This window comes from Methylophaga thalassica, from assembly GCF_030159795.1.
Lineage (GTDB): Bacteria > Pseudomonadota > Gammaproteobacteria > Nitrosococcales > Methylophagaceae > Methylophaga > Methylophaga thalassica.
Map to the genome: position 1 here is coordinate 275,690 of NZ_BSND01000013.1, position 20,131 is coordinate 295,820.

General features: G+C 44.2%; 24 protein-coding genes. 15 read left to right on the plus strand and 9 right to left on the minus strand.

Going from position 1 to position 20,131, the window contains the following annotated elements:
* Window positions 1-78: 78 nt before the first annotated feature.
* From QQL60_RS14145 to rluB, 9 genes are all read left to right on the plus strand, one after another.
* A complete protein-coding gene (locus QQL60_RS14145; RefSeq protein ID WP_273183015.1) occupies window positions 79-1,266 on the plus strand; it encodes a phosphoglycerate kinase in 1,188 nt (395 codons plus the stop codon).
* 11 nt (window positions 1,267-1,277) lie between these two features.
* A complete protein-coding gene (pyk, locus tag QQL60_RS14150) occupies window positions 1,278-2,732 on the plus strand; it encodes a pyruvate kinase (protein WP_284723679.1) in 1,455 nt (484 codons plus the stop codon).
* A gap of 35 nt (window positions 2,733-2,767) precedes the next feature.
* Window positions 2,768-3,808 (plus strand): class II fructose-bisphosphate aldolase, encoded by a 1,041-nt coding sequence (fba, locus tag QQL60_RS14155; protein ID WP_284723680.1) that lies wholly within the window; start codon window positions 2,768-2,770, stop codon window positions 3,806-3,808.
* A gap of 148 nt (window positions 3,809-3,956) precedes the next feature.
* Complete coding sequence (gene crcB / locus QQL60_RS14160; protein WP_273183021.1) at window positions 3,957-4,331, plus strand: fluoride efflux transporter CrcB; 375 nt, start codon at window positions 3,957-3,959, stop codon at window positions 4,329-4,331.
* Window positions 4,328-4,630 (plus strand): DUF190 domain-containing protein, encoded by a 303-nt coding sequence (locus QQL60_RS14165; RefSeq protein WP_273183023.1) that lies wholly within the window; start codon window positions 4,328-4,330, stop codon window positions 4,628-4,630. Before crcB ends, QQL60_RS14165 begins: the two co-directional genes overlap by 4 nt.
* A 4-nt stretch (window positions 4,631-4,634) precedes the next feature.
* Window positions 4,635-5,906: a serine--tRNA ligase gene (serS, locus tag QQL60_RS14170; RefSeq protein ID WP_284723681.1), complete on the plus strand. Its 1,272-nt coding sequence runs from the start codon at window positions 4,635-4,637 to the stop codon at window positions 5,904-5,906.
* Complete coding sequence (locus tag QQL60_RS14175) at window positions 5,899-6,576, plus strand: site-2 protease family protein (RefSeq protein WP_007144441.1); 678 nt, start codon at window positions 5,899-5,901, stop codon at window positions 6,574-6,576. The genes serS and QQL60_RS14175 overlap by 8 nt, the downstream gene beginning before the upstream one ends.
* A gap of 31 nt (window positions 6,577-6,607) precedes the next feature.
* A complete protein-coding gene (locus tag QQL60_RS14180) occupies window positions 6,608-7,825 on the plus strand; it encodes a tryptophan--tRNA ligase (protein ID WP_007144442.1) in 1,218 nt (405 codons plus the stop codon).
* A gap of 21 nt (window positions 7,826-7,846) precedes the next feature.
* Window positions 7,847-8,746 (plus strand): 23S rRNA pseudouridine(2605) synthase RluB, encoded by a 900-nt coding sequence (rluB, locus tag QQL60_RS14185; protein WP_284723682.1) that lies wholly within the window; start codon window positions 7,847-7,849, stop codon window positions 8,744-8,746.
* Window positions 8,747-8,774: 28 nt separating this feature from the next.
* Here the strand turns inward: rluB and QQL60_RS14190 are convergent, their stop codons facing one another.
* From QQL60_RS14190 to ispB, 8 genes are all read right to left on the minus strand, one after another.
* Entirely contained in the window at window positions 8,775-9,692 is a 918-nt protein-coding gene (locus QQL60_RS14190) for a GGDEF domain-containing protein (protein ID WP_007144444.1), read from the minus strand.
* A 108-nt stretch (window positions 9,693-9,800) separates the two neighbouring features.
* Window positions 9,801-10,490, minus strand: coding sequence for an SDR family NAD(P)-dependent oxidoreductase (locus tag QQL60_RS14195; protein WP_284452271.1), 690 nt, complete (start codon window positions 10,488-10,490; stop codon window positions 9,801-9,803).
* A gap of 33 nt (window positions 10,491-10,523) precedes the next feature.
* Entirely contained in the window at window positions 10,524-10,880 is a 357-nt protein-coding gene (locus tag QQL60_RS14200) for a hypothetical protein (RefSeq protein ID WP_007144446.1), read from the minus strand.
* Between the two features lie 57 nt (window positions 10,881-10,937).
* Window positions 10,938-12,212 (minus strand): hydroxysqualene dehydroxylase HpnE, encoded by a 1,275-nt coding sequence (hpnE, locus tag QQL60_RS14205; RefSeq protein ID WP_284723683.1) that lies wholly within the window; start codon window positions 12,210-12,212, stop codon window positions 10,938-10,940.
* Entirely contained in the window at window positions 12,212-13,057 is an 846-nt protein-coding gene (gene hpnD / locus QQL60_RS14210; protein ID WP_284452273.1) for a presqualene diphosphate synthase HpnD, read from the minus strand. The genes hpnE and hpnD overlap by 1 nt, the downstream gene beginning before the upstream one ends.
* Window positions 13,054-13,356, minus strand: a complete 303-nt coding sequence (locus QQL60_RS14215; RefSeq protein ID WP_007144449.1) for a (2Fe-2S) ferredoxin domain-containing protein — start codon at window positions 13,354-13,356, stop codon at window positions 13,054-13,056. Before QQL60_RS14215 ends, hpnD begins: the two co-directional genes overlap by 4 nt.
* Before the next feature lie 51 nt (window positions 13,357-13,407).
* Entirely contained in the window at window positions 13,408-14,493 is a 1,086-nt protein-coding gene (locus tag QQL60_RS14220; protein ID WP_284452275.1) for an HD domain-containing phosphohydrolase, read from the minus strand.
* Between the two features lie 93 nt (window positions 14,494-14,586).
* Window positions 14,587-15,555 carry an octaprenyl diphosphate synthase gene (gene ispB / locus QQL60_RS14225; RefSeq protein WP_040576147.1) on the minus strand — a complete coding sequence of 323 codons (969 nt, stop codon included), beginning with the start codon at window positions 15,553-15,555 and terminating at the stop codon, window positions 14,587-14,589.
* 168 nt (window positions 15,556-15,723) lie between these two features.
* On the opposite strand from ispB, the gene rplU reads away from it, so the two are divergent.
* From rplU to proB, 4 genes are all read left to right on the plus strand, one after another.
* Window positions 15,724-16,035: a 50S ribosomal protein L21 gene (gene rplU, locus QQL60_RS14230; protein WP_007144452.1), complete on the plus strand. Its 312-nt coding sequence runs from the start codon at window positions 15,724-15,726 to the stop codon at window positions 16,033-16,035.
* A gap of 23 nt (window positions 16,036-16,058) precedes the next feature.
* Window positions 16,059-16,316, plus strand: coding sequence for a 50S ribosomal protein L27 (gene rpmA / locus QQL60_RS14235; protein WP_007144453.1), 258 nt, complete (start codon window positions 16,059-16,061; stop codon window positions 16,314-16,316).
* Window positions 16,317-16,435: 119 nt separating this feature from the next.
* On the plus strand, window positions 16,436-17,500 hold the full coding sequence (gene cgtA / locus QQL60_RS14240; protein ID WP_007144454.1) for an Obg family GTPase CgtA: 1,065 nt from the start codon (window positions 16,436-16,438) through the stop codon (window positions 17,498-17,500).
* A 6-nt stretch (window positions 17,501-17,506) separates the two neighbouring features.
* The gene (proB, locus tag QQL60_RS14245) at window positions 17,507-18,637 is read left to right on the plus strand and encodes a glutamate 5-kinase (RefSeq protein WP_284723684.1); all 1,131 of its coding nucleotides are present in this window, start codon (window positions 17,507-17,509) and stop codon (window positions 18,635-18,637) included.
* 78 nt (window positions 18,638-18,715) lie between these two features.
* Here the strand turns inward: proB and rpsT are convergent, their stop codons facing one another.
* On the minus strand, window positions 18,716-18,976 hold the full coding sequence (rpsT, locus tag QQL60_RS14250; RefSeq protein WP_091712336.1) for a 30S ribosomal protein S20: 261 nt from the start codon (window positions 18,974-18,976) through the stop codon (window positions 18,716-18,718).
* 133 nt (window positions 18,977-19,109) lie between these two features.
* Between rpsT and QQL60_RS14255 the strand changes: the two genes are divergently transcribed.
* Together QQL60_RS14255 and QQL60_RS14260 are read left to right on the plus strand one after the other, a co-directional pair.
* Window positions 19,110-19,889 (plus strand): exodeoxyribonuclease III, encoded by a 780-nt coding sequence (locus tag QQL60_RS14255; RefSeq protein WP_007144457.1) that lies wholly within the window; start codon window positions 19,110-19,112, stop codon window positions 19,887-19,889.
* Between the two features lie 60 nt (window positions 19,890-19,949).
* Window positions 19,950-20,126, plus strand: coding sequence for a DUF6435 family protein (locus QQL60_RS14260; RefSeq protein ID WP_007144458.1), 177 nt, complete (start codon window positions 19,950-19,952; stop codon window positions 20,124-20,126).
* Window positions 20,127-20,131: the final 5 nt, after the last annotated feature.

The window sequence follows — 20,131 nt, forward strand, 5'->3', positions numbered from 1 at the left end:
TTTTATGGTCAAACTAATTTAGAACGTTATACTTTGTGATGGAGATCACAAATTTAATTATTCACGAGGAAAATCATCATGTCTGTAATCAAGATGGCTGATCTGGATTTGGCGGGTAAGCGTGTACTGATTCGCCAAGATCTTAATGTGCCACTGAAAAAAGGTGTTGTTGCTGATGGCACCCGTATTCATGCTTCATTGCCCACTATAGAAATGGCATTAAAAGCAGGTGCAAAGGTCATGATCATGTCGCATCTTGGCAGACCAACTGAAGGTGAGTATGAGCATCAGTACTCGCTGGCCCCTGTTGCTAATTATTTATCAGCCTTATTGGATCAACCGGTCAGGCTTGAGCAAAACTGGCTAGAACCAGAATTTATACCCGTTGAAGCGGGTGAAGTCGTCTTGTGTGAAAACGTGCGTTTTAACATCGGTGAAAAAGCCAACGATGATGCGTTATCTCGTCGTATGGCCAAGTTGTGTGATGTGTTTGTAATGGATGCCTTTGGCACAGCTCATCGTGCTCAGGCGTCGACGCATGGCGTAGCTAAATACGCACCGATTGCATGTGCCGGTCCACTATTGGCAACAGAATTAGAAGCATTGGCGAAAGCATTGGATAACCCGGCAAGGCCGCTAGTCGCGATTGTAGGTGGCTCAAAGGTATCCACCAAGTTGACGGTGCTGGAATCGTTATCTAAAAAAGTGGATCAACTGATTGTCGGTGGTGGGATAGCCAACACTTTTATTGCGGCAGAGGGTCACCAAGTCGGTAATTCGCTTTATGAAGAAGACTTAATTGATACCTGTAAAAAACTAAGAGCGGAAGCTCAGGCTCGTGGTGGGGATATTCCGGTACCAGTTGATGTCGTATGTGGTAAGCATTTTGCTGAAAATGCGGAAGCTGAAGTCAAAAAAGTGACCGATATCGTTGCCGATGACATGATTTTTGATATTGGTCCAAAATCGGCCGCCGCTTTAACAGAAATTTTAAAAAACGCTGGTACGATTGTCTGGAATGGTCCTGTCGGCGTGTTTGAATTTAATCAGTTTGGTGAAGGCACGAAAGAAGTCGCGATGGCGATTGCTGAGTCTGATGCATTTTCTATTGCTGGTGGTGGTGATACATTAGCGGCAGTGTCTAAATATAAAATTTGTGATGACATTTCTTATATTTCAACGGGTGGTGGCGCATTTCTCGAGTTTCTTGAAGGTAAAAAATTACCTGCTGTAGATATTTTGGAGCAACGCGCCGCACAAGCATAAAGGAGTTTCATGTGACGGCCATAAGACGAACAAAAATTGTTGCGACTTTAGGGCCGGCCACACAAAGCCCGCAAGTACTGGATGCAATGATCGCAGCCGGCATGAATGTGGTCAGGCTTAACTTCTCTCATGGTGAGCCTGACACTCACATTGCGCTGGCAGAGCTGGTCAGAGAACGTGCTCGTATGCAAAATAAACAGGTTGGCATTCTGGCTGACCTTCAGGGACCCAAAATTCGTATCTCACGCTTTAAACAAGGCTCGGTTGTGCTTGAAGAAGGCGCGTATTTCATTCTGGATGCCCAGCTTGGTAGAGACGAGGGTGATGAACAGCAAGTGGGCATTGACTATAAAGCGCTTCCACGTGATGTCAAAGCGAAAGACACCTTGCTCCTTGATGATGGCAGGATTGTATTGCGTGTGGATAAAGTCGATACGCATAAAATCTATACGACGGTAAGTTTCGGTGGTGTTCTCTCCAATAACAAAGGCATTAACCGTCTTGGTGGTGGACTATCTGCCAAAGCCCTTACCGATAAAGATAAACAGGATATTAAAACGGCTGCCAGCATGCAGGCAGACTATCTCGCTGTGTCATTCCCTCGTTCGGCTGATGATATCCATCAGGCAAGGCAGTTATTACGCGATGCTGGCGGTTATGGTGCCATTGTGGCAAAAATTGAACGTGCAGAAGCGGTAGAAGCTATTGATGAGATCATCTCAGCTACCGATGCGATTATGGTCGCACGTGGCGATTTGGGCGTGGAGATGGGGGATGCGGCATTACCGCCTATTCAAAAACGTATCATTGGGCTGGCGCGTAAAAAGAACTGCCTGACCATTACAGCCACCCAGATGATGGAATCAATGATCATGAATCCGATTCCGACCCGGGCTGAAGTGTTTGATGTGGCCAATGCTGTGCTGGATGGCACCGATGCGGTGATGTTATCCGGGGAAACGGCGATTGGTAAAAATCCAATAAAAACCATAGCGGCTGTTGACCGTGTTTGTCTGCAAGCAGAACTGGAACGTGAAATACGAGTATCGCGACACCGGATAGACTCGCATTTTGAACGGATGGATGAAGCCATCGCCATGGCTGCTATGTATACTGCCAACCATCTGGATGTAAAAGCGATTGCTGCGTTGACGGACTCAGGTGCAACCACATTGTGGATGTCCAGAATTAGTTCGGGTATTCCTATCTTTGCACTCACACCCCATGAAAAAACAGCACGGAAAGTGACCTTATACAGAGGCGTTTATCCACTTAAGTTTGATGTAGAACATCATGATCATGCGCTGATGAATAAAGAGATGGTAGATGAGCTTGTCCGCCGTGGTGTTGTGTCAGATGGTGATATCGTCATTATCACTAAAGGCGATCTTGAAATTCAGGGCAGCACCAATGCTATGAAAATTGTCAAAGTCGGTGATATGGCTGAACCCAGGCAGATAGACTAAATACGGAACATGATTTTTTCTTTACAGGAGGCTTTATGGCCCTGATTACGTTGCGACAATTATTAGACTATGCAGCTGAACATGATTTTGCTGTTCCGGCATTCAATGTCAGTAATATGGAGCAAGTACATGCCATTATGCAGGCAGCAGACAAGGTTGACAGTCCTGTGATCATGCAGGCCAGCGCTGGTGCCAGAAAATATGCCGGTGAGCCATTTTTACGGCATATGGTTCTCGCAGCTATTGAAGAATATCCTCATATTCCAGTAGTTTTACATCAGGATCATGGCGCTAGCCCGGCTATCTGCATTCGTTCGATTCAGTCAGGATTTACTTCGGTGATGATGGATGGATCATTACGAGAAGACATGAAAACACCATCTGATTTTGACTATAACGTGCAGGTGACAAAAAACGTTAGTGACATTGCCCATGCATGCGGTGTTTCCGTGGAGGGGGAGTTAGGCTGCCTGGGCTCTTTAGAGACCGGTATGATGGGGGAAGAAGATGGTCATGGTGCTGAATCTGCCTTAGATCATAGTCAACTATTGACCGATCCTGATGAGGCAGTGGAGTTCGTGAATTTAACGCAGGTCGATGCCTTAGCCGTTGCCATAGGCACCAGTCATGGCGCCTATAAATTTACACAACCACCAACAGGTGATGTGCTGGCGATTAGCCACTTAAAAACCTTGCAACAAAAACTGCCTGATACCCATTTTGTGATGCATGGTTCAAGCTCAGTACCGCAGGATTGGTTGAAAATTATCAATACACATGGTGGTGATATTGGCCAAACCTATGGCGTGCCTGTAGAAGAAATTGTTGAAGGCATTCAATATGGTGTACGTAAGGTCAACATTGATACCGATTTACGCATGGCCTCAACTGGTGCTATTCGTCAGTTTTTGACTGATGAGAAGAATAAAGCGGAATTTGATCCACGGAAATTTTTCAAAGCAGCGACGCAGGCGATGCAAACGATTTGTGAAGCGCGTTATCAGGCATTTGGTAGCGCAGGACATGCCAGAAAGATCGTGCCTGTTTCATTAGCTAAAATGGTTGAAAGATATTAGTTTGGGTCGATAACAGTTTGTTTGTCAGTGATTTTCAGCTGCTCAGACTTATCTATGATTGAATGTTATTTTCCTCATTAAACAATCAGTTGCGAGCCTTGTGCCAGAATACGGTAAACTACCTGTTTTTTAGCAGGGAATATCGTTCGTGCATCAAATAATTGCTATTGCCGCCGGCGGTGCAGTGGGTGCCGTACTCAGGTTTGTTGTTTCCAACGGCATCTATCGTGTTTTAGGGCGAGACTTTCCCTACGGCACATTGGCTGTTAATGTGCTCGGTTCTTTATTGATGGGATTTCTGTTTATCATCTTTATCGAGAGAGAGTTGGGTATGACAGAATGGCGCTCTGCCATTTTAATCGGTTTACTTGGCGCGTTTACCACGTTTTCGACATTTTCTATGGAAACTATTGCTCTGCTGGAAGCCGGTGATGTCACGAGAGCCATGCTAAATATATTTCTTAGCGTTTTGCTCTGTCTGACGGCTACATGGATAGGTCTAAGCCTGGGGAGACAGTTATGAGTCGGTTCGAAGTCACGATGGTTCGTGTATACCTTGCTGAGGGGCGGGATCATAGTAATCGCGTTATAGAGTTACTTGAAACATTAGATATTAAAGGCTTTACCGTGTTTCGTGGCATTGCTGGTTTTGGTGCTGAACAAAAGTTGCATAAAGCGTCACTATTGGATTTATCACCTGAATTACCATTGGTGATCGAGTTTTTTGATGTTCCACACAAAGTGGAAAAAATTATTACACAGCTGGAAAGTATGGTTAAGCCGGATCATATTGTGAGCTGGACTGCACAATCTGGAAAATAAAAGAATGTTAGATCCGAAGTTATTAAGAAATGAGACTGAACAGGTTGCTGAGCAACTAGCCCGTAGAGGCTTTGATTTAGATGTTGCATTGTTGGCTAAGCTTGAAGAAGAGCGTAAACAGGCACAACTGGATGCTCAGGAATTACAAACAGAAAGAAATAGCCGTTCTAAAAATATTGGTAAAGCCAAAGCGGCGGGTGAAGATATTACCCCCTTACTGAAAGAAATCGAGGATTTAGGTGACCGTCACAAAGCGGCTGAGTCACGATTAAATGACGTGTTGACCCAGTTGCAAGACATCGCCATGGGTATTCCTAATCTTCCTCAGGCGGATGTTCCGGCCGGTAAAGATGAGAGCGAAAACCAGGAAGTTTTACGTTGGGGTGAACCGCGTCAATTTGATTTTGAACCAAAAGATCATGTCGATCTGGGTGCTGCTTTAGGTATGGATTTTGATACCGCAGCAAAAATCAGTGCTGCCCGTTTTGTCACTTTGTCCGGTCCTTTGGCTAAGTTACAGCGTGCACTGACCCAGTTTATGCTGGACTTACACAGCGAACAGCATGGTTACACGGAAACCTATGTTCCTTATTTAGTGAATGCTGACTCTTTAAGAGGAACAGGACAGTTACCAAAATTCGAAGAAGATCTGTTTAAAGTGAATGATGGTGAGTTTTATCTGATTCCAACAGCTGAAGTGCCAGTGACTAATATTGTCCGCGATACGATTACTGAAGATGCATCGTTGCCGCTGAAGTTTGTGGCACATACACCGTGTTTCCGAAGTGAAGCCGGCTCTTATGGTCGCGATGTACGTGGTCTTATCCGTCAGCACCAGTTTGAAAAGGTTGAGTTGGTACAAATCGTCCGTCCAGAGGACTCTGCTGCCGCGCATGAAGAATTAACAGCACATGCTGAAAAAGTATTGCAGTTATTAGATTTGCCATATCGTAAGGTGAATTTGTGTACGGGTGATTTAGGGTTTTCATCTACAAAAACCTATGATCTTGAAGTTTGGTTACCAAGCCAGCAAACCTACAGAGAAATTTCATCTTGCAGTAATTTTGGTGATTTCCAGGCACGTCGTTTACAGGCCCGCTGGCGTAATCCTGCTACTGGAAAACCTGAGTTAGTTCACACGCTCAATGGTTCAGGACTGGCCGTTGGCCGTACGCTGTTAGCGTTGATGGAAAATCATCAACAGGCAGATGGTTCGGTGTTAATTCCAGAGGCGTTACGTCCATATATGGGCGGTCAGGACAGCATTCGTGTTTGAATTTAGTTTGGTCCAGAAAATTATTATCTGGGCGATACCTGTTTTATTTGCCATTACTGTGCATGAAGTTGCGCATGGCTGGGTTGCATTAAAGTTAGGTGATAGAACAGCACAAATGTTGGGTAGGCTCACGCTAAACCCCTTTAAACATATCGACCCTATCGGCACAGTACTTGTGCCCGGCTTATTATTATTACTCGGCGGCTTTGTATTTGGCTGGGCGAAACCGGTACCGGTGAGCTATCAGAATCTGCATCAGCCCAAACGAGATATGGCGTGGGTGGCTGCTGCTGGTCCTGCTGCCAACTTTATTATGGCGATTATCTGGGCGATCGTTGCCAAGCTGGGTTTAATGCTTATTCATGCCGATATTACCCTGGGTCAACCTATGATGTTTATGGGCGTCGCTGGTGTTTTGATTAATACGATGTTAATGATGCTTAACTTACTGCCTATTCCGCCTCTGGACGGCAGTCGTGTGTTATCAAGCTGGCTACCAGGACCGATGGCATATAAGTTCAGCAGGATAGAGCCTTATGGTTTCTTTATCTTGCTCGGACTGCTTTATTTCGGCATTTTGAATTTGATTTTATGGCCATTGGTCAGTGCTATGCTAGGTTTGCTGGTGTCTGTCTTTCATTTACCAGCACAAATATTCAGTATTTTATAGTTAGCTAATTAAGGCTTATCAGGAGAACATTTTGGATACGGTTGCTATACAGTCCCGTCGCATTGTTTCAGGCATGCGTCCAACAGGGCAATTGCATTTAGGTCATTATCATGGCGTTCTAAAAAACTGGATTAAATTACAGCACGAATTTGACTGCTTCTTCTTTGTCGCAGACTGGCATGCATTGACGACTCATTATGAAGAGAGCAGTGTCATCGAAGGCAGTGTTTGGGAGATGGTGATTGACTGGCTCGCTGCCGGTATTGAACCTTCGACGGCATCGCTGTTTTTACAGTCAAAAGTACCTGAGCACGCTGAATTACACTTATTATTGTCGATGATTACACCGCTTTCGTGGCTAGAGCGTGTACCAACATACAAAGATCAACAAGAAAAACTAAAAGAAAAAGATTTATCGACTTACGGTTTTTTAGGCTATCCCTTATTACAAAGTGCCGATATTTTGATTTATCGTGCGGGTCAGGTGCCTGTGGGTGAAGATCAGGTCGCTCATGTCGAGTTAACACGTGAAGTCGCTCGTCGTTTTAATCATATCTATGGTCGTGAGAAGGACTTTGAAGAAAAAGCCGAAGCCGCGATTAAAAAAATGGGTAAGAAAAACGCAAAGCTCTACAATACTTTGCGTAAGTCATACCAAGAGCAAGGTGATGCGGATGCTCTAGCCACCGCGCGTGAGTTGCTTAAAAATCAACAAAATTTAGCGCTGGGTGATATGGAGCGCTTATTCGGCTATCTGGAAGGTGCAGGTAAAGTGATTTTGCCCGAGCCAAAAGCCTTATTAACACCGGCATCTAAAATGCCAGGCCTGGATGGTCAAAAAATGTCCAAGTCATACGGAAATACAATCTCGCTGCGTGAGCCTGATGATAGCCTGGCAGAGAAAATTAAGCGTATGCCAACGGACACCAACCGTGTTCGACGTACTGATCCTGGTGAGCCCGATCGCTGCCCTGTATGGCAGTTGCATGAGGTTTACGCTTCAGAAGATCAGAAACAGTGGGTACAAGAAGGTTGTCGCAGTGCCAGTATTGGTTGTCTGGATTGTAAAGGTCCGTTGATTGATGCTGTTAGTGCTGAACTGAGACCGATTCGTGAACGGGCGTTGGATTTTAGCCAACACCCAGAAGATGTCCGCCGTATTATTGATGATGGTAATGCTGCCGCGCGTGAAGTGGCACAGGAAACCTTGGCGGAAGTCCGTTCATCAATGGGTTTAAACTATAAATAAAAGGGTTGCTGACGCGTTTTTATGGCTGAACGTATTCAAAAAGTATTAGCAAGAGCAGGGTATGGCTCTCGTCGCCAGGTAGAAACCTGGATTAAAGAAGGACGTGTCACTCGTAATGGTGAGTTGGCAAGTTTAGGAGATCAGATCAGTGAAGGCGATCGTTTAAAGCTGGATAATAAACCGCTTTCTCCGAAACGTTTATGGCAGGAACCGGCTAAACAGGTCATTCTCTATAACAAACCTGTTGGTGAAGTGTGCACGCGTAAGGACCCTGAAGGCCGTCGTACTATCTTTCAGTCCTTACCTATTCCAGAGCAGGGCCGTTGGGTCAGTGTGGGACGGCTTGACTTAAACACCAGTGGTTTAATCATCCTGACCACAGATGGTGAATTGGCAAATCGTTTAATGCATCCATCGCATGAAATGGATCGCGAATATGCGGTTCGTGTCTTAGGCGAAGTGACATCAGAAATGATGCAGACGCTACGTGATGGCGTCATGCTAGAAGATGGTGAAGCTAAGTTTGCAGATATTCAGGAATCTGGCGGTGAAGGAGCCAATAAATGGTACCACGTGGTTATCCAGGAAGGTCGTAACCGTGAAGTACGTCGCTTGTGGGAAAGCCAGGGTGTACAGGTCAGCCGTTTGATGCGGGTGCGTTATGGACCCATCATTATTCCTAATAATCTGCGTATGGGACACTGGACAAAGCTGGAAGGTTCAGACTTAGATTATCTCTATGAACAGGCTGGGATGAAGCCAGTCAGTAATGTTACAGGTGGACGCAAGAAACCGGCTGTTAAGCAGGAACGACCCAAGAAAACACGTACAAGAAAAGAATATAGTACCAATAAAAAAGAACAAAGCCGGGATCAGGATGAGCCCACGCCTAAAAGAAGACCTCGTATTCGAGGCCATTGATTTTATACTGTCTGCTGTCTATTAAAGATTAGGGTTTCTTGGCGCAGACAGTTATATTCTTACCCATGTGTTTGGCTTCATAAAGTGCCATATCAGCCCGTTCAAACAGGTGATAGCCTTCTTCATTCATATCAAGTTGGGCTACGCCTAAGCTGATGGTGAAACCGAAGCTGTTTGTTCCATCATGAGATAATATTTGTGCAACGGATTCACGGATTCTTTCAGCTGCAACTTGAGCGTCGTGAATGCTAGTATCCGTTAGTAGCAGAACAAATTCTTCACCACCAAATCTGAATGCCAAGTCACTACCACGCAAATTCTGGTTAATCATATCTGCCAAAATTTTAAGTGCTCTATCACCGGTCATATGACCAAAGTTGTCATTGATAATTTTGAAGTTATCAATGTCAATAAGGACGAGTGACAGAGGTATATTGTGTCTTTTTGCTCTGTCGATTTCCCTATGCAAACTTTTTTCATAAGCAGCCCGGTTACCCAAACTGGTTAAGTCATCCAGTAGTGCAGAGGCAAGTGCTTTTTTATAAAGCAGGCAGTTACGTAAAGGGTAAACAAGCAGGCTGAGTAAATCTTCTAGAAAAATAATATCTGCTTGAGAAAACTTTTTGCTTTGCGTAAAGCTAAGATCGCCCAGATAATCACCATTCATTTCAAGCTTATAATGGCAGCGGTGGTGAGATTTTTCCGCCGAGTTGATATCGACTTTCATACTAGGGTTTTGATAATGAAAGCTACACTCAGGGAAAACAGCATTCACTTCATGCTGAAATAATTGAAGCATGTCTTCCAAAATAAGGCTGGTTTGCAGCGTGTAAGGAAGTTGACGGTGTATGTCTTCCGCTGTTTTGGTCTGAGTGTAATCTATTGCTGGTTTAGACCCTTCTACCAGGCTTAGTTTATGCTTGTTTGATATTGATGGGTGTTCCATTGGAGCACTTCCTTATTCAAGTTATGAATATAACCTGCTATAAGTGTGCCAATATTTAAAATTATCTATGAATCAATGGGTTGGATGTTAGTGTCAGGGTTTTGACGTTTAATCTACCGATACTGGAGAGTTGGTTTCTAATTGAAGTTTTGCGATATATTGATAAGCGACATCATCTGGCAAATTCAGATGTTCTGGGTTTCGGGCTGGATAAGCGCGAGCATAAAGCGCCGTTCTGACTTCACCAGGATCAATGGTGCTGACGATCACTTTGCCTTCTGCTTCCAGTTCATCTTTTAGTTGTTCAGCAAGTGCTTCAACTGCGGCCTTACTAATACCGTAGGCACCCCAATAAGCGGTATGCTTGTGGGCATCCGTAGTGAAAATTAAATGGCTTGCTTGTTGTTTTAATAATGGTAGACAGGCTTGGGTGAGTAGGTAAGCGGCTGTCAGGTTGATGTGCAGGGTTTCTGCCCATGTTTTAGGATCTTGATTCATCACTGGGGCTAATTGTCCGAGTGAAGCAGCGCAGTGAATTAAGGCATCCAATTTACCAAAACTTTCTGAAATAGTCTGGGCAAGTTGTTTGTAGTCATCAACAGTTGCCCCTTTGAGATCGAGCGGATAGATAGCTGGAATGATGCCAGTTTGTTCAACAATTTCATCATAAACAGCTTCAAGCTGCGGAACTTGTTTATCAAGTAAGATAACTGTAGCACCTGCATATGCACAGGCTTTAGCTACTGAGGCACCGATGCCTTGAGCGGCACCGGTGATAAGAATGATTTGTTCAGCCAATTGGCTATCCTCAGTATATGCTTGCATCAAGATTTATTCGGCAGGTACAAATTGACTAAATTGTGCGACACCGTTATGGAATTGTACCGATGTAATACCGTCTTTTTTATGCCATTCAAGATGATCAACAGTTAATGCATCAATTGTATGTGTTTGAGTGACATCAGGCTCACCCCACTTAGCGATAGCTTCTTCTTTCGTCATTCCTGCAATCGTGTCTGTTTCATCTTCTACAGCACCTGTTGTGTCAGTGGTGTCTTCACTGGTCATCTCTGCAGGTGCGGCAGATGTATCTTTAGAGTCTGTCTGAGCACTGTTGTCATCACTACAGGCAACAATGAATGTGCCTAGAAATAACGCGATAAAAAGTAATTTGAACTGTTTCAGCATAGCATTCCCTTATTGTTATAAATATTGAGCCACAAAGTATAGCAAGTGATTAATCGCTTAGCTAACCGTGTTGATTTTCATTATCAATTCGGCAGCTTTTTCACCATTTATCACTGCACCTTCTAGTGTAGCAGGATAAAGATTGTTAATTATATCACCTGCTAAATAGAGCCCATCCACTGGAGAGCAAGTTGTCGGACGATCTGAGCAAACACCCACAGTACTTCTGAATGTTGCCCGTTTTTCTCGGATAACGTAACCGCGAATAAATTCAGAGGGCTGTACTATATTTGCGTCTAGTAATTCATTAACAACGTGCTCGATAAGCTGTTCATTAGTCAGCTTCAGATGTGAGCCTGGTCCACTGATAACAACCGCCAACAGGCCATCACCTCTATCGAATATCCATTGGCTTGTTGTCCCGCTGAGTCCCAACATAGGTGATCGAAGATGGATATCAGATGCGCATTGCAGATAGACCGTGACAATAGGATGAGAGCTTGCGTCCTTAGCTCCCCAATATTTTCCTAACAGTTGTTGGCTAGTGTGTGGTCCAGTAGCAATAATAATATTGTCCGCTTCAATGGTTTGTCCATTATCTGTCAAAGCCGCAGTGACTTTATTGTTAAGGATAACGAGTGACTTAATACGCGTTTGCAGGGAAATTTGTCCGCCTTGTTGCTGAATATATCGTTCAGCATAGGCTGGTAGGGTATCGCCTAATGGTACTTGCGGAATCAAAAAATCAGCGTAGTCACGTTGCCTAAAAGTCTCTAACAAGACATGAGCAAAAAGATTAGCCGAGGCTTCTGAAATAGGTGTATTCAATGTAGCAAGGCATAGTGGTTCCCATAGTTGCTCAACCAACCTTGAACTTTGTTTCTGCTGTTTTAGCCATGCTTGCACGGAGATATCGTCTGACTTTTTTTGTGAACGGGCATTGAAGATTAGACGAGAGATCTGGACAAAAACAGCAAAACCATTGAGTTGCCAAGTCTTTATTGCCAGAGATAGCGGCCAGGGTAGATGTAGCGTGTCAGCGAGTTTTAGATCGCCAAAATGTGGATGATGGATGGTTATATTTAGCGGAAGCCGCTGAAACAATCTGGACTCATCAGCCCCCAGGTCTTGCAATAATTTTAAGGTGCGTTGATAGGCACCAATCAATAAATGTTGACCGTTGTCTATGGTCTGTGCATTCCAGTCAACATTTCGGGCTCGTCCTCCCAATTGCTTTGCAGATTCCACCAGGTGAATCGATTCGCCCTTTTCTAACAAACGAACAGCGGCAGCAAGTCCACTCCAGCCACCACCAACAATCAGCGTGGTCATTATGGATGTTTTTTTTCTGCTCTGGACGTGCGCCAGGCTAACCAGAGTTTTTTCAATGGTGTCAGTGAAATGCGCTGTTTCATCACCTGAAACTGATCTTTTTCAATTTCGTCTAACGTCGCCTCATAAATAGCAGACATGATTAAGCCCGTACGTTGTGAGTATCGATCTTCTTTGGGTAATAGCGTTTTGGCTTCTTGATAGAAGGAACGAGCACGTTCGGTTTCAAACGCCAGTAGTGCTGTTAATTCTGCTGTTTGTTTGAGTGCCAGAATATCTTCTTCACTTACCTTAAATCGAGCCATATCCTCTGCGGGGAGATAGATGCGGCCACGTTCGGCATCTTCACGAACGTCACGAATAATATTGGTTAACTGGAAAGCCAAACCCAGTTTTTCAGCATATTTCAGTGTTTGACGGTTTTGATAACCAAAAATTTCTGCAGCAAGTAACCCGACCACGCTTGCGACACGATGGCAATATAAAGCCAGATGTTTAAAAGCGTCATATCGATGCTGGAATAGATCCATTTCCATGCCATCAATAATTTCAAGAAAATATTCTTGATGAAGCTCGAAACGCTTTATTGCTTCTTCCAGAGCTTTACCAACAGGATGAGTGGCTGTCTGGTTAAATATATTCTCAACCTCACTTCGCCACCAGCTTAAGGTCTGTGCAGCAACTTGCGGATCGGCTATTTCATCTACTGCATCATCCACTTCACGGCAAAACGCATACAAGGCGGTGATGGCCTGTCGCTTTTGCGGTGGTAAAAACATGAAACTGTAATAAAAACTGGAACCACTTTTAGCTGCTTTGTCGCGGCAGTATTGATCCGGCGTCATTTGACCAAACGTTCCACAATCGTGTCGTTTAACAGATGTGACTCAATAATTTCGTCAATATCCGCTTCTGTTTCATAGTGATACCAAGTGCCTTCAGGATAAATCACTAACATCGGTCCCAGCTTACAGCGGTTAAGACAGCCTGCATTATTGACACGCACTTTTTTTATTTTTAATTCTTTAACACGCTGTTTGGCGTAATCACGCAGAGACTGTGAACCATGCTCTCCACAATTTGCACTGCCATCATCACGCTGATGCGTACAGAAAAATAAATGATATTTATATATTTGAGCCATAGTGACTAAGAATAGCGAACCTTGAAATAACTAAAAAGCATTTAAACAAAATTAGGACTGATCTGATGCTTCATACGCTGTATCTGGATAGCGAGAACGGTAGTGAAGAACCTGTTCGATAATCGCTAAGAAATGATCGACTAACTTAGGATCAAAATGTTGTCCTTTTTGAGTGATCAGATAATCAACCGCTTGCTCAACCGGCCATGCCTTTTTGTATGGGCGCTCAGACGTTAAAGCATCAAAAACGTCACATATTGCACAAATACGACCTTCGATGGGGATAGCTTCCCCTTTTAAACCATTTGGGTATCCAGAACCGTCCCATTTTTCATGGTGAGTCAGGGCAATATTACTCGCCAGCTTGAGCAATGGCACATCTGTATCAGCTAGTAGGTCTGCGCCAATTTTGACATGGGTTTTCATGATCTCCCACTCATCAGGATTAAGCGAACCCGGTTTCAGTAGAATGTGATCTGGAATGCCAATTTTACCGATATCATGCATCGGCGCTGCGGTTAATATATCAGCAGCAAACTTATCACTGAGTCCGACGGCGAGTGCCAACATATGGGCAAAGTGGCTCATCCTCAGAATATGATTACCGGTTTCGTTATCTTTGTATTCTGCCGCCCGACCTAAGCGTTTAATAATTTCAAGACGGCTTTGCTCAAGTTGTTGAGTTCGGATCTTGACCTGTTGTTCTAGCGTTTCATTCTGCGTCAATACTTGCTTATGCAGTAGGCGGACTTCCAACATATTTCTGATACGTTGGATGACTTCTGTCTGATCAAACGGCTTAGTTATAAAATCTTTTGCGCCGGAGCAGAGAGATTTTTTCCGTATTTCCTGAGTGAGTTCGGCGGTGATTACCAGTATTGGAAGATAATCATCCTGTATCGCTGTTTGCAATGTTTCCATCACCTGAAATCCATCCATATCCGGCATACGGATATCTAGCAGGATGAGATCAATTTCGTATTCAAAATAGCGTTGTTTTACTTCAGCGCCTAGATTTGTGGAATACAGAGAGGTAAATCCGGCCTGTCTCAGCATTTTTTCCAGTAATTTAATGTTGATCAATTGGTCATCAACAATAAGAATTCTGGCGTTTAAAATGTCCTTATCTGAAATCATTATGTGCATCCTTTGCATATCATGACTGAATTAACCATGTAACCAGCGATGCTTTTCATTTGATGACCTTAAGGTGTGAGTCGGACCATTACATTAATAATTTCGCTGAATAGCAAAGTCGGCTAACGATAATAAAGCTTGTTTATACGGGCTTCCAGCAAGTATATCCAGAGCTTGTTTCGCTTGCATCACTTCCTTTTCAGCGGCTCTGGCTGTGTAATCTATCGCGCCTGTGTTCTGAATGATCTCAATAATGTCAGTAATCCTGTCTCGCTGGCCTTGTTCGATGGCTTCACGAATAATGGCTGATTGTTCAGCATTACCATGTTGCATCGCATAGATCAGAGGTAATGTAGGTTTGCCTTCAGCAAGGTCATCACCAATATTTTTACCAATAGTCTCGCTGGATTGACTGTAATCAAGTAAGTCATCGACCAGCTGAAAAGCACTACCCAAATGCATAGCGTAGTTAGCCATAGCCATTTCAGTAGCGTTATCAGAGCCTGAGATGACGGCACCTAACTGGCCAGCAGCTTCAAACAGTTTGGCGGTTTTATGATGAATCACTTCAAGGTAACGCGCTTCGGTAGTATCGGCATCATGACAGTTCAATAACTGCAGTACCTCGCCTTCCGCAATGACATTCGTGGTGTGAGAGAGAATTTGCATTAAGCGCATAGACTCAATTTCTACCATCATTTCAAAAGAGCGGGTATAGAGGAAATCTCCCACCAGTACACTTGCTTCATTGCCCCAGAGTGTATTAGCTGTTTCCTGACCCCGGCGCATATCAGAATTATCTACCACATCATCATGTAATAACGTTGCGGTGTGAATGAACTCAATAATGGTAGCGAGGTTGATATGTTGACTCCCCTCATAGCCACATGCACGTGCAGCCAGAATAGCTATCGCCGGGCGAAGCCGCTTACCACCACTGTTGATAATATAAAAGCCAAGTTGATTAATGAGGGCAACATCAGACTGTAAGCGTTGTTGGATCAACTCGTCTACAGCTTTCATGTCATCTTGAATTAGAGAATAGATGGATTGGATATCCACGGAACCGTAATCTGCCTATAATGTGTGATTTAAACGCGTACTTTCTCATGAGCGAGAATACTGCGCAAATATTTCAATATGAATTTGATCTCCTTGAAGAAAGGAGATACAATTGCCGGTCTTTTGTGGGGTAACCCGCATTAACACTATTATACTTTGGAGACAGCGATGTACGCTATTGTCGCGACTGGCGGTAAACAATACCGAGTTAAAGAGGGCGAAAAGCTCCGCATTGAAAAATTGACTGCTGAAGCCGGTGATACGGTTGAGCTTGATAAAGTTCTGTTAGTTGGCGAAGGTGAAGACATCAAAGTTGGTGCACCTTACCTTGACGGTGCTAAAGTGACTGCGAAAGTGGCAGCTAACGGCCGTGGCGATAAAGTGAAAATCGTCAAATTCAAACGTCGTAAGCACCATCAAAAACAGATGGGTCATCGTCAAGCATATACTGAAATCGAAATCACAGGCATCTCAGCCTAAGAATCGGAAAAGAGGTTTAAGAAATGGCTCACAAGAAAGCTGGTGGTAGTACTCGTAACGGACGTGATTCAGAGTCTAAACGCCTTGGTGTAAAACGCTACGGTGGTGAATTAGTGTCTGGTGGTAACATTTTAGTTCGTCAGCGTGGTACACGTTACCATGCAGGTCGTAACGTAGGTATCGGTAAAGACCATACTTTATTTGCGACAGCTGAAGGTAAAGTATTATTTGAGACCAAAGGTCCTCAAAACCGTACTTTCGTCAGTGTTGTTGCTGACTAAGAATATTTGTTAGCCCGTATGGGGCAAACAGCACAAAGCCCCGCTGATGCGGGGTTTTTTGTTTCTGGCATATAGGTTTATAGTCAGAAAGAACATGAGATTAAGGTCGGGAAGCGACAATGAAATTTGTGGATGAAGCGAAAATTAAAATCAGTGCCGGAGCCGGTGGTAATGGCTGTTTGAGTTTTCGCCGTGAAAAATTCATTCCTTTTGGTGGCCCCGATGGCGGTGATGGTGGCGATGGTGGCGATGTCTATTTGTTGGCCGATTCACAGGTCAATACACTGATCGACTTTCGTTATCAGCGTAATTTTAAAGCCGAGCGTGGTGAGCATGGTCGTGGTCGTTTGTGCAGTGGTGCGCGTGGTGAAGATCTGATTATCAAAGTCCCTATTGGCACAGAAGCCTGGGATGATGATACCGATGAACTCATTGGTGACCTGACCAAAGATGGCGATAAATTATTAGTCGCAAAAGGCGGTTGGCATGGTTTAGGTAATGCGCGTTATAAATCGAGCATTAACCGTGCTCCTCGTCAAACCAGCGATGGTACCCCCGGTGAAGAACGCACTTTACGGCTTGAAATGAAGCTATTAGCAGATGTGGGACTGTTGGGATTGCCAAATGCGGGTAAATCAACATTTATCAGTCAGGTGTCAGCTGCGCAACCCAAAGTGGCAAATTATCCTTTCACAACGCTTTATCCAAACTTGGGTGTAGTAACCTTAAAAGATGTGCGCAGTTTTGTGATTGCAGACATTCCCGGTTTGGTTGAAGGTGCGGCAGACGGCGCCGGTCTAGGTATCCAGTTTCTGAAACATCTGACCCGTACGCGCTTACTGTTACATCTTGTTGATATGGCGCCGGTTGATGTGAAACAGGACCCGGTAGAAAGTGTGCAGATCATCAATCGTGAACTGGAAAACTATAGTGAAGCTTTAGGCAGTCAGGATCAGTGGTTAGTTTTGAATAAAATGGACCTGGTACCCGAAGATATTCGCGACGATCTGTGTCAAGAAGTGCTGGATCGACTGCAATGGAAAGGCAAAGTGTTTTACATTAGTGGTCAGACTGGCGAAGGTTGCGATGCGCTGGTCAATGAAGTCATGAATTATCTGGAAAGTGTTCGTGCCAGTGAAAAAGACGAAACCACAGATAATTCACAGGATGATGCTCAGGAATAAACCTCAGTGACAGAACCACATCAGCAATTATTGAATACCAAGCGCTGGGTTATCAAAATTGGCAGTGCTTTATTAACTCGTATTGGTGAAGGTCTTGATACGGATCGCATACGTTGGTTAAGTGCTGAAATAGCCGAACTAAGACGTCAGGGAAAAGAAGTGGTATTAGTCACGTCTGGCTCAGTTGCGGCGGGTATGCAGAAACTGGGTTGGAAAAGACGTCCACACGAAATTCATCGTCTGCAAGCGGCTGCCAGTGTTGGTCAGATGGAGTTGGTCAACGCCTATGCCACAGAATGCGGTAAGCATGGCATTCACACCGCTCAAATCTTATTAACTCACTCTGATTTATCAGACCGTGGCCGTCATCTTAATGCACGTAGTGCACTGCAAACGTTGCTGGAATTAGATATTCTGCCCGTGGTTAATGAGAACGATACCATTGCTACCGAAGAAATTCGTTTTGGCGATAACGACACACTAGCAGCCATGACTGCCAATCTTGTTGAGGCCGATGTGTTAGTTATCTTGACGGATCAGGACGGCTTGTTTGACTCCGATCCCAGAACTAATCCTAATGCCCGCATGATTGCTGCCTCAGCTGCCAGTAACGCAGCGCTTGATCAAATGGCGGGTGATAGTAAAGGTGAGCTGGGCCGTGGTGGTATGACCACCAAATTATTGGCAGCACGCCGTGCGGCCCGTTCAGGTGCCTATACGGTTATTTTATCTGGTAAACATCCCGACAATCTTCGTCACCTGGCGGCAGGGCATGGCGTGGGTACATTACTTTGGCCAGACAATAAGCCGATTACTGCCAGACAGCAGTGGCTGGTGGGTCATTTAATCGCCAAAGGGCAATTAGTGTTGGATGATGGTGCAGTGGCTGTGTTGAGAGAACAAGGGCGCAGTTTATTGCCTGTCGGAGTGACCCATGTTGAAGGCAAGTTTACACGTGGTGAATTGGTGATTTGTCGTGATGTAAATGGTAAAGAAATCGCCAGAGGGTTAGCGAATTATAATGCTGATGAGGCGCATCTGATTAAAGGCAAACCCAGCAGTGAAATTGAATCTATCCTGGGTTATGTCGGTGAACCTGAACTTATTCACCGCGATAATCTGGTGTTAACCAGCTAATTCAAGAGAATAATAAAAATCGCAGGCATAAAAAAACCGACATTAAGTCGGTTTTTTTTATAAAGTCGAAACTTTAAATTACATTGCGCGAACAGCGTTGTTCAAACGGCTTTTACCACGAGCAGCAGTATTCTTGTGAATAATGCCTTTACCCGCCATACGATCTAATGCAGGCGCTGCAACTTTGAAAGCAGCAACAGCTTGTTCTTTATCACCAGCTGCGATTGCTTTTCTCAGTGCTTTAATCGTTGTACGCATCGCTGAACGTTGGCTGGCGTTACGCTGACGGTGTACTTCTGCTTGACGCGCGCGTTTTCTTGCTTGTGCCGAATTTGCCAAAGTGCTTCTCCTAAAAATTCATTTATCTGTAGCTAAACCTAGCTATCTGTATTTACAGATGAGCCCGACATTATCCGGATTTTAATCTGATTTGTAAATGGTATTATGTGATTATTTTTCAATAGGATGACCCATGCGCATAATCACAGCCAATGTGAACGGTATTAGAGCCGCCGCCCGTAAAGGTTTTTTTGACTGGCTACCCAAGCAAAATGCAGATGTTGTCTGTATTCAGGAAACCAAAGCTCAAGTGCACCAACTTGAAGATGATATTTTCAGGCCGCAAGGATATCACTGTTATTACCATGATGCAGAGAAAAAGGGTTACAGCGGTGTGGCGCTGTATTGTAAAGCAGAGCCTGATGAGGTGATTGTGGGTATGGGTAATGAGGAGTTTGATGCGGAAGGCCGTTACATCGAAGCCCGTTTTGGTAATTTAAGCGTGATTTCGCTGTATATGCCTTCAGGTTCATCAAAAGAAGAGCGACAAATTGCCAAATATCGCTGCATGGATTTTTTTGAAAATAAAATGCAGGACATGAAAGACTCGGGTCGCGATGTATTGATTTGTGGCGATTGGAATATTGCACATAAAAATGAAGATATTCGTAACTGGAAAGGCAATCTGAAAAACTCTGGCTTCTTACCGGAGGAGCGCGCCTGGTTGGATAAACTGTTTGATGAAATGGGTTTTATTGATGCGTTTCGAGAGTTACCGCAGGAAGAACATCAATACACCTGGTGGTCAAACCGTGGTCAGGCCAGAGCCAATAATGTGGGATGGCGTATTGATTACCATATCTTAACGCCGGGCATGAAAGGTAAAGTCAAAGCCACAGAAATCTATCGCGATGAGTCTTTTTCGGATCATGCGCCGTTAATCATTGACTATGACTACGCGTTACCAAAATAAACAAATGAACTTTATCACGCCATAACTCTCTGACTTATTTAACCTAACAGAGAGTTATGTATGTGGTCATTATTTAAGTCTGATCCTGAGAAAAAGTTAAAAAAGCAATTAAAACAAAAGCGTGAACAGGCATTACATGCACAACGTAATGGCGATATACGGCTGTTTGCTTCACTGACTCAGGAGGCAGAGGCGATATTGAAACAATTACAGCAAGTGCAGTCAGACAAAGCCTGAAAGCA

Excerpts from the sequence above, each read along its gene's own strand:
- QQL60_RS14145 (WP_273183015.1), top strand. The coding sequence starts at position 79 with ATGTCTGTAATCAAGATGGCTGATCTGGATTTGGCGGGTAAGCGTGTA.
- fba (WP_284723680.1), top strand. The coding sequence starts at position 2,768 with ATGGCCCTGATTACGTTGCGACAATTATTAGACTATGCAGCTGAACAT.
- QQL60_RS14165 (WP_273183023.1), top strand. The coding sequence starts at position 4,328 with ATGAGTCGGTTCGAAGTCACGATGGTTCGTGTATACCTTGCTGAGGGG.
- serS (WP_284723681.1), top strand. The coding sequence starts at position 4,635 with ATGTTAGATCCGAAGTTATTAAGAAATGAGACTGAACAGGTTGCTGAG.
- rluB (WP_284723682.1), top strand. The coding sequence starts at position 7,847 with ATGGCTGAACGTATTCAAAAAGTATTAGCAAGAGCAGGGTATGGCTCT.
- QQL60_RS14190 (WP_007144444.1), bottom strand. The coding sequence starts at position 9,692 with ATGGAACACCCATCAATATCAAACAAGCATAAACTAAGCCTGGTAGAA.
- QQL60_RS14200 (WP_007144446.1), bottom strand. The coding sequence starts at position 10,880 with ATGCTGAAACAGTTCAAATTACTTTTTATCGCGTTATTTCTAGGCACA.
- hpnE (WP_284723683.1), bottom strand. The coding sequence starts at position 12,212 with ATGACCACGCTGATTGTTGGTGGTGGCTGGAGTGGACTTGCTGCCGCT.
- hpnD (WP_284452273.1), bottom strand. The coding sequence starts at position 13,057 with ATGACGCCGGATCAATACTGCCGCGACAAAGCAGCTAAAAGTGGTTCC.
- QQL60_RS14215 (WP_007144449.1), bottom strand. The coding sequence starts at position 13,356 with ATGGCTCAAATATATAAATATCATTTATTTTTCTGTACGCATCAGCGT.
- QQL60_RS14220 (WP_284452275.1), bottom strand. The coding sequence starts at position 14,493 with ATGATTTCAGATAAGGACATTTTAAACGCCAGAATTCTTATTGTTGAT.
- rplU (WP_007144452.1), top strand. The coding sequence starts at position 15,724 with ATGTACGCTATTGTCGCGACTGGCGGTAAACAATACCGAGTTAAAGAG.
- rpmA (WP_007144453.1), top strand. The coding sequence starts at position 16,059 with ATGGCTCACAAGAAAGCTGGTGGTAGTACTCGTAACGGACGTGATTCA.
- cgtA (WP_007144454.1), top strand. The coding sequence starts at position 16,436 with ATGAAATTTGTGGATGAAGCGAAAATTAAAATCAGTGCCGGAGCCGGT.
- QQL60_RS14255 (WP_007144457.1), top strand. The coding sequence starts at position 19,110 with ATGCGCATAATCACAGCCAATGTGAACGGTATTAGAGCCGCCGCCCGT.
- QQL60_RS14260 (WP_007144458.1), top strand. The coding sequence starts at position 19,950 with ATGTGGTCATTATTTAAGTCTGATCCTGAGAAAAAGTTAAAAAAGCAA.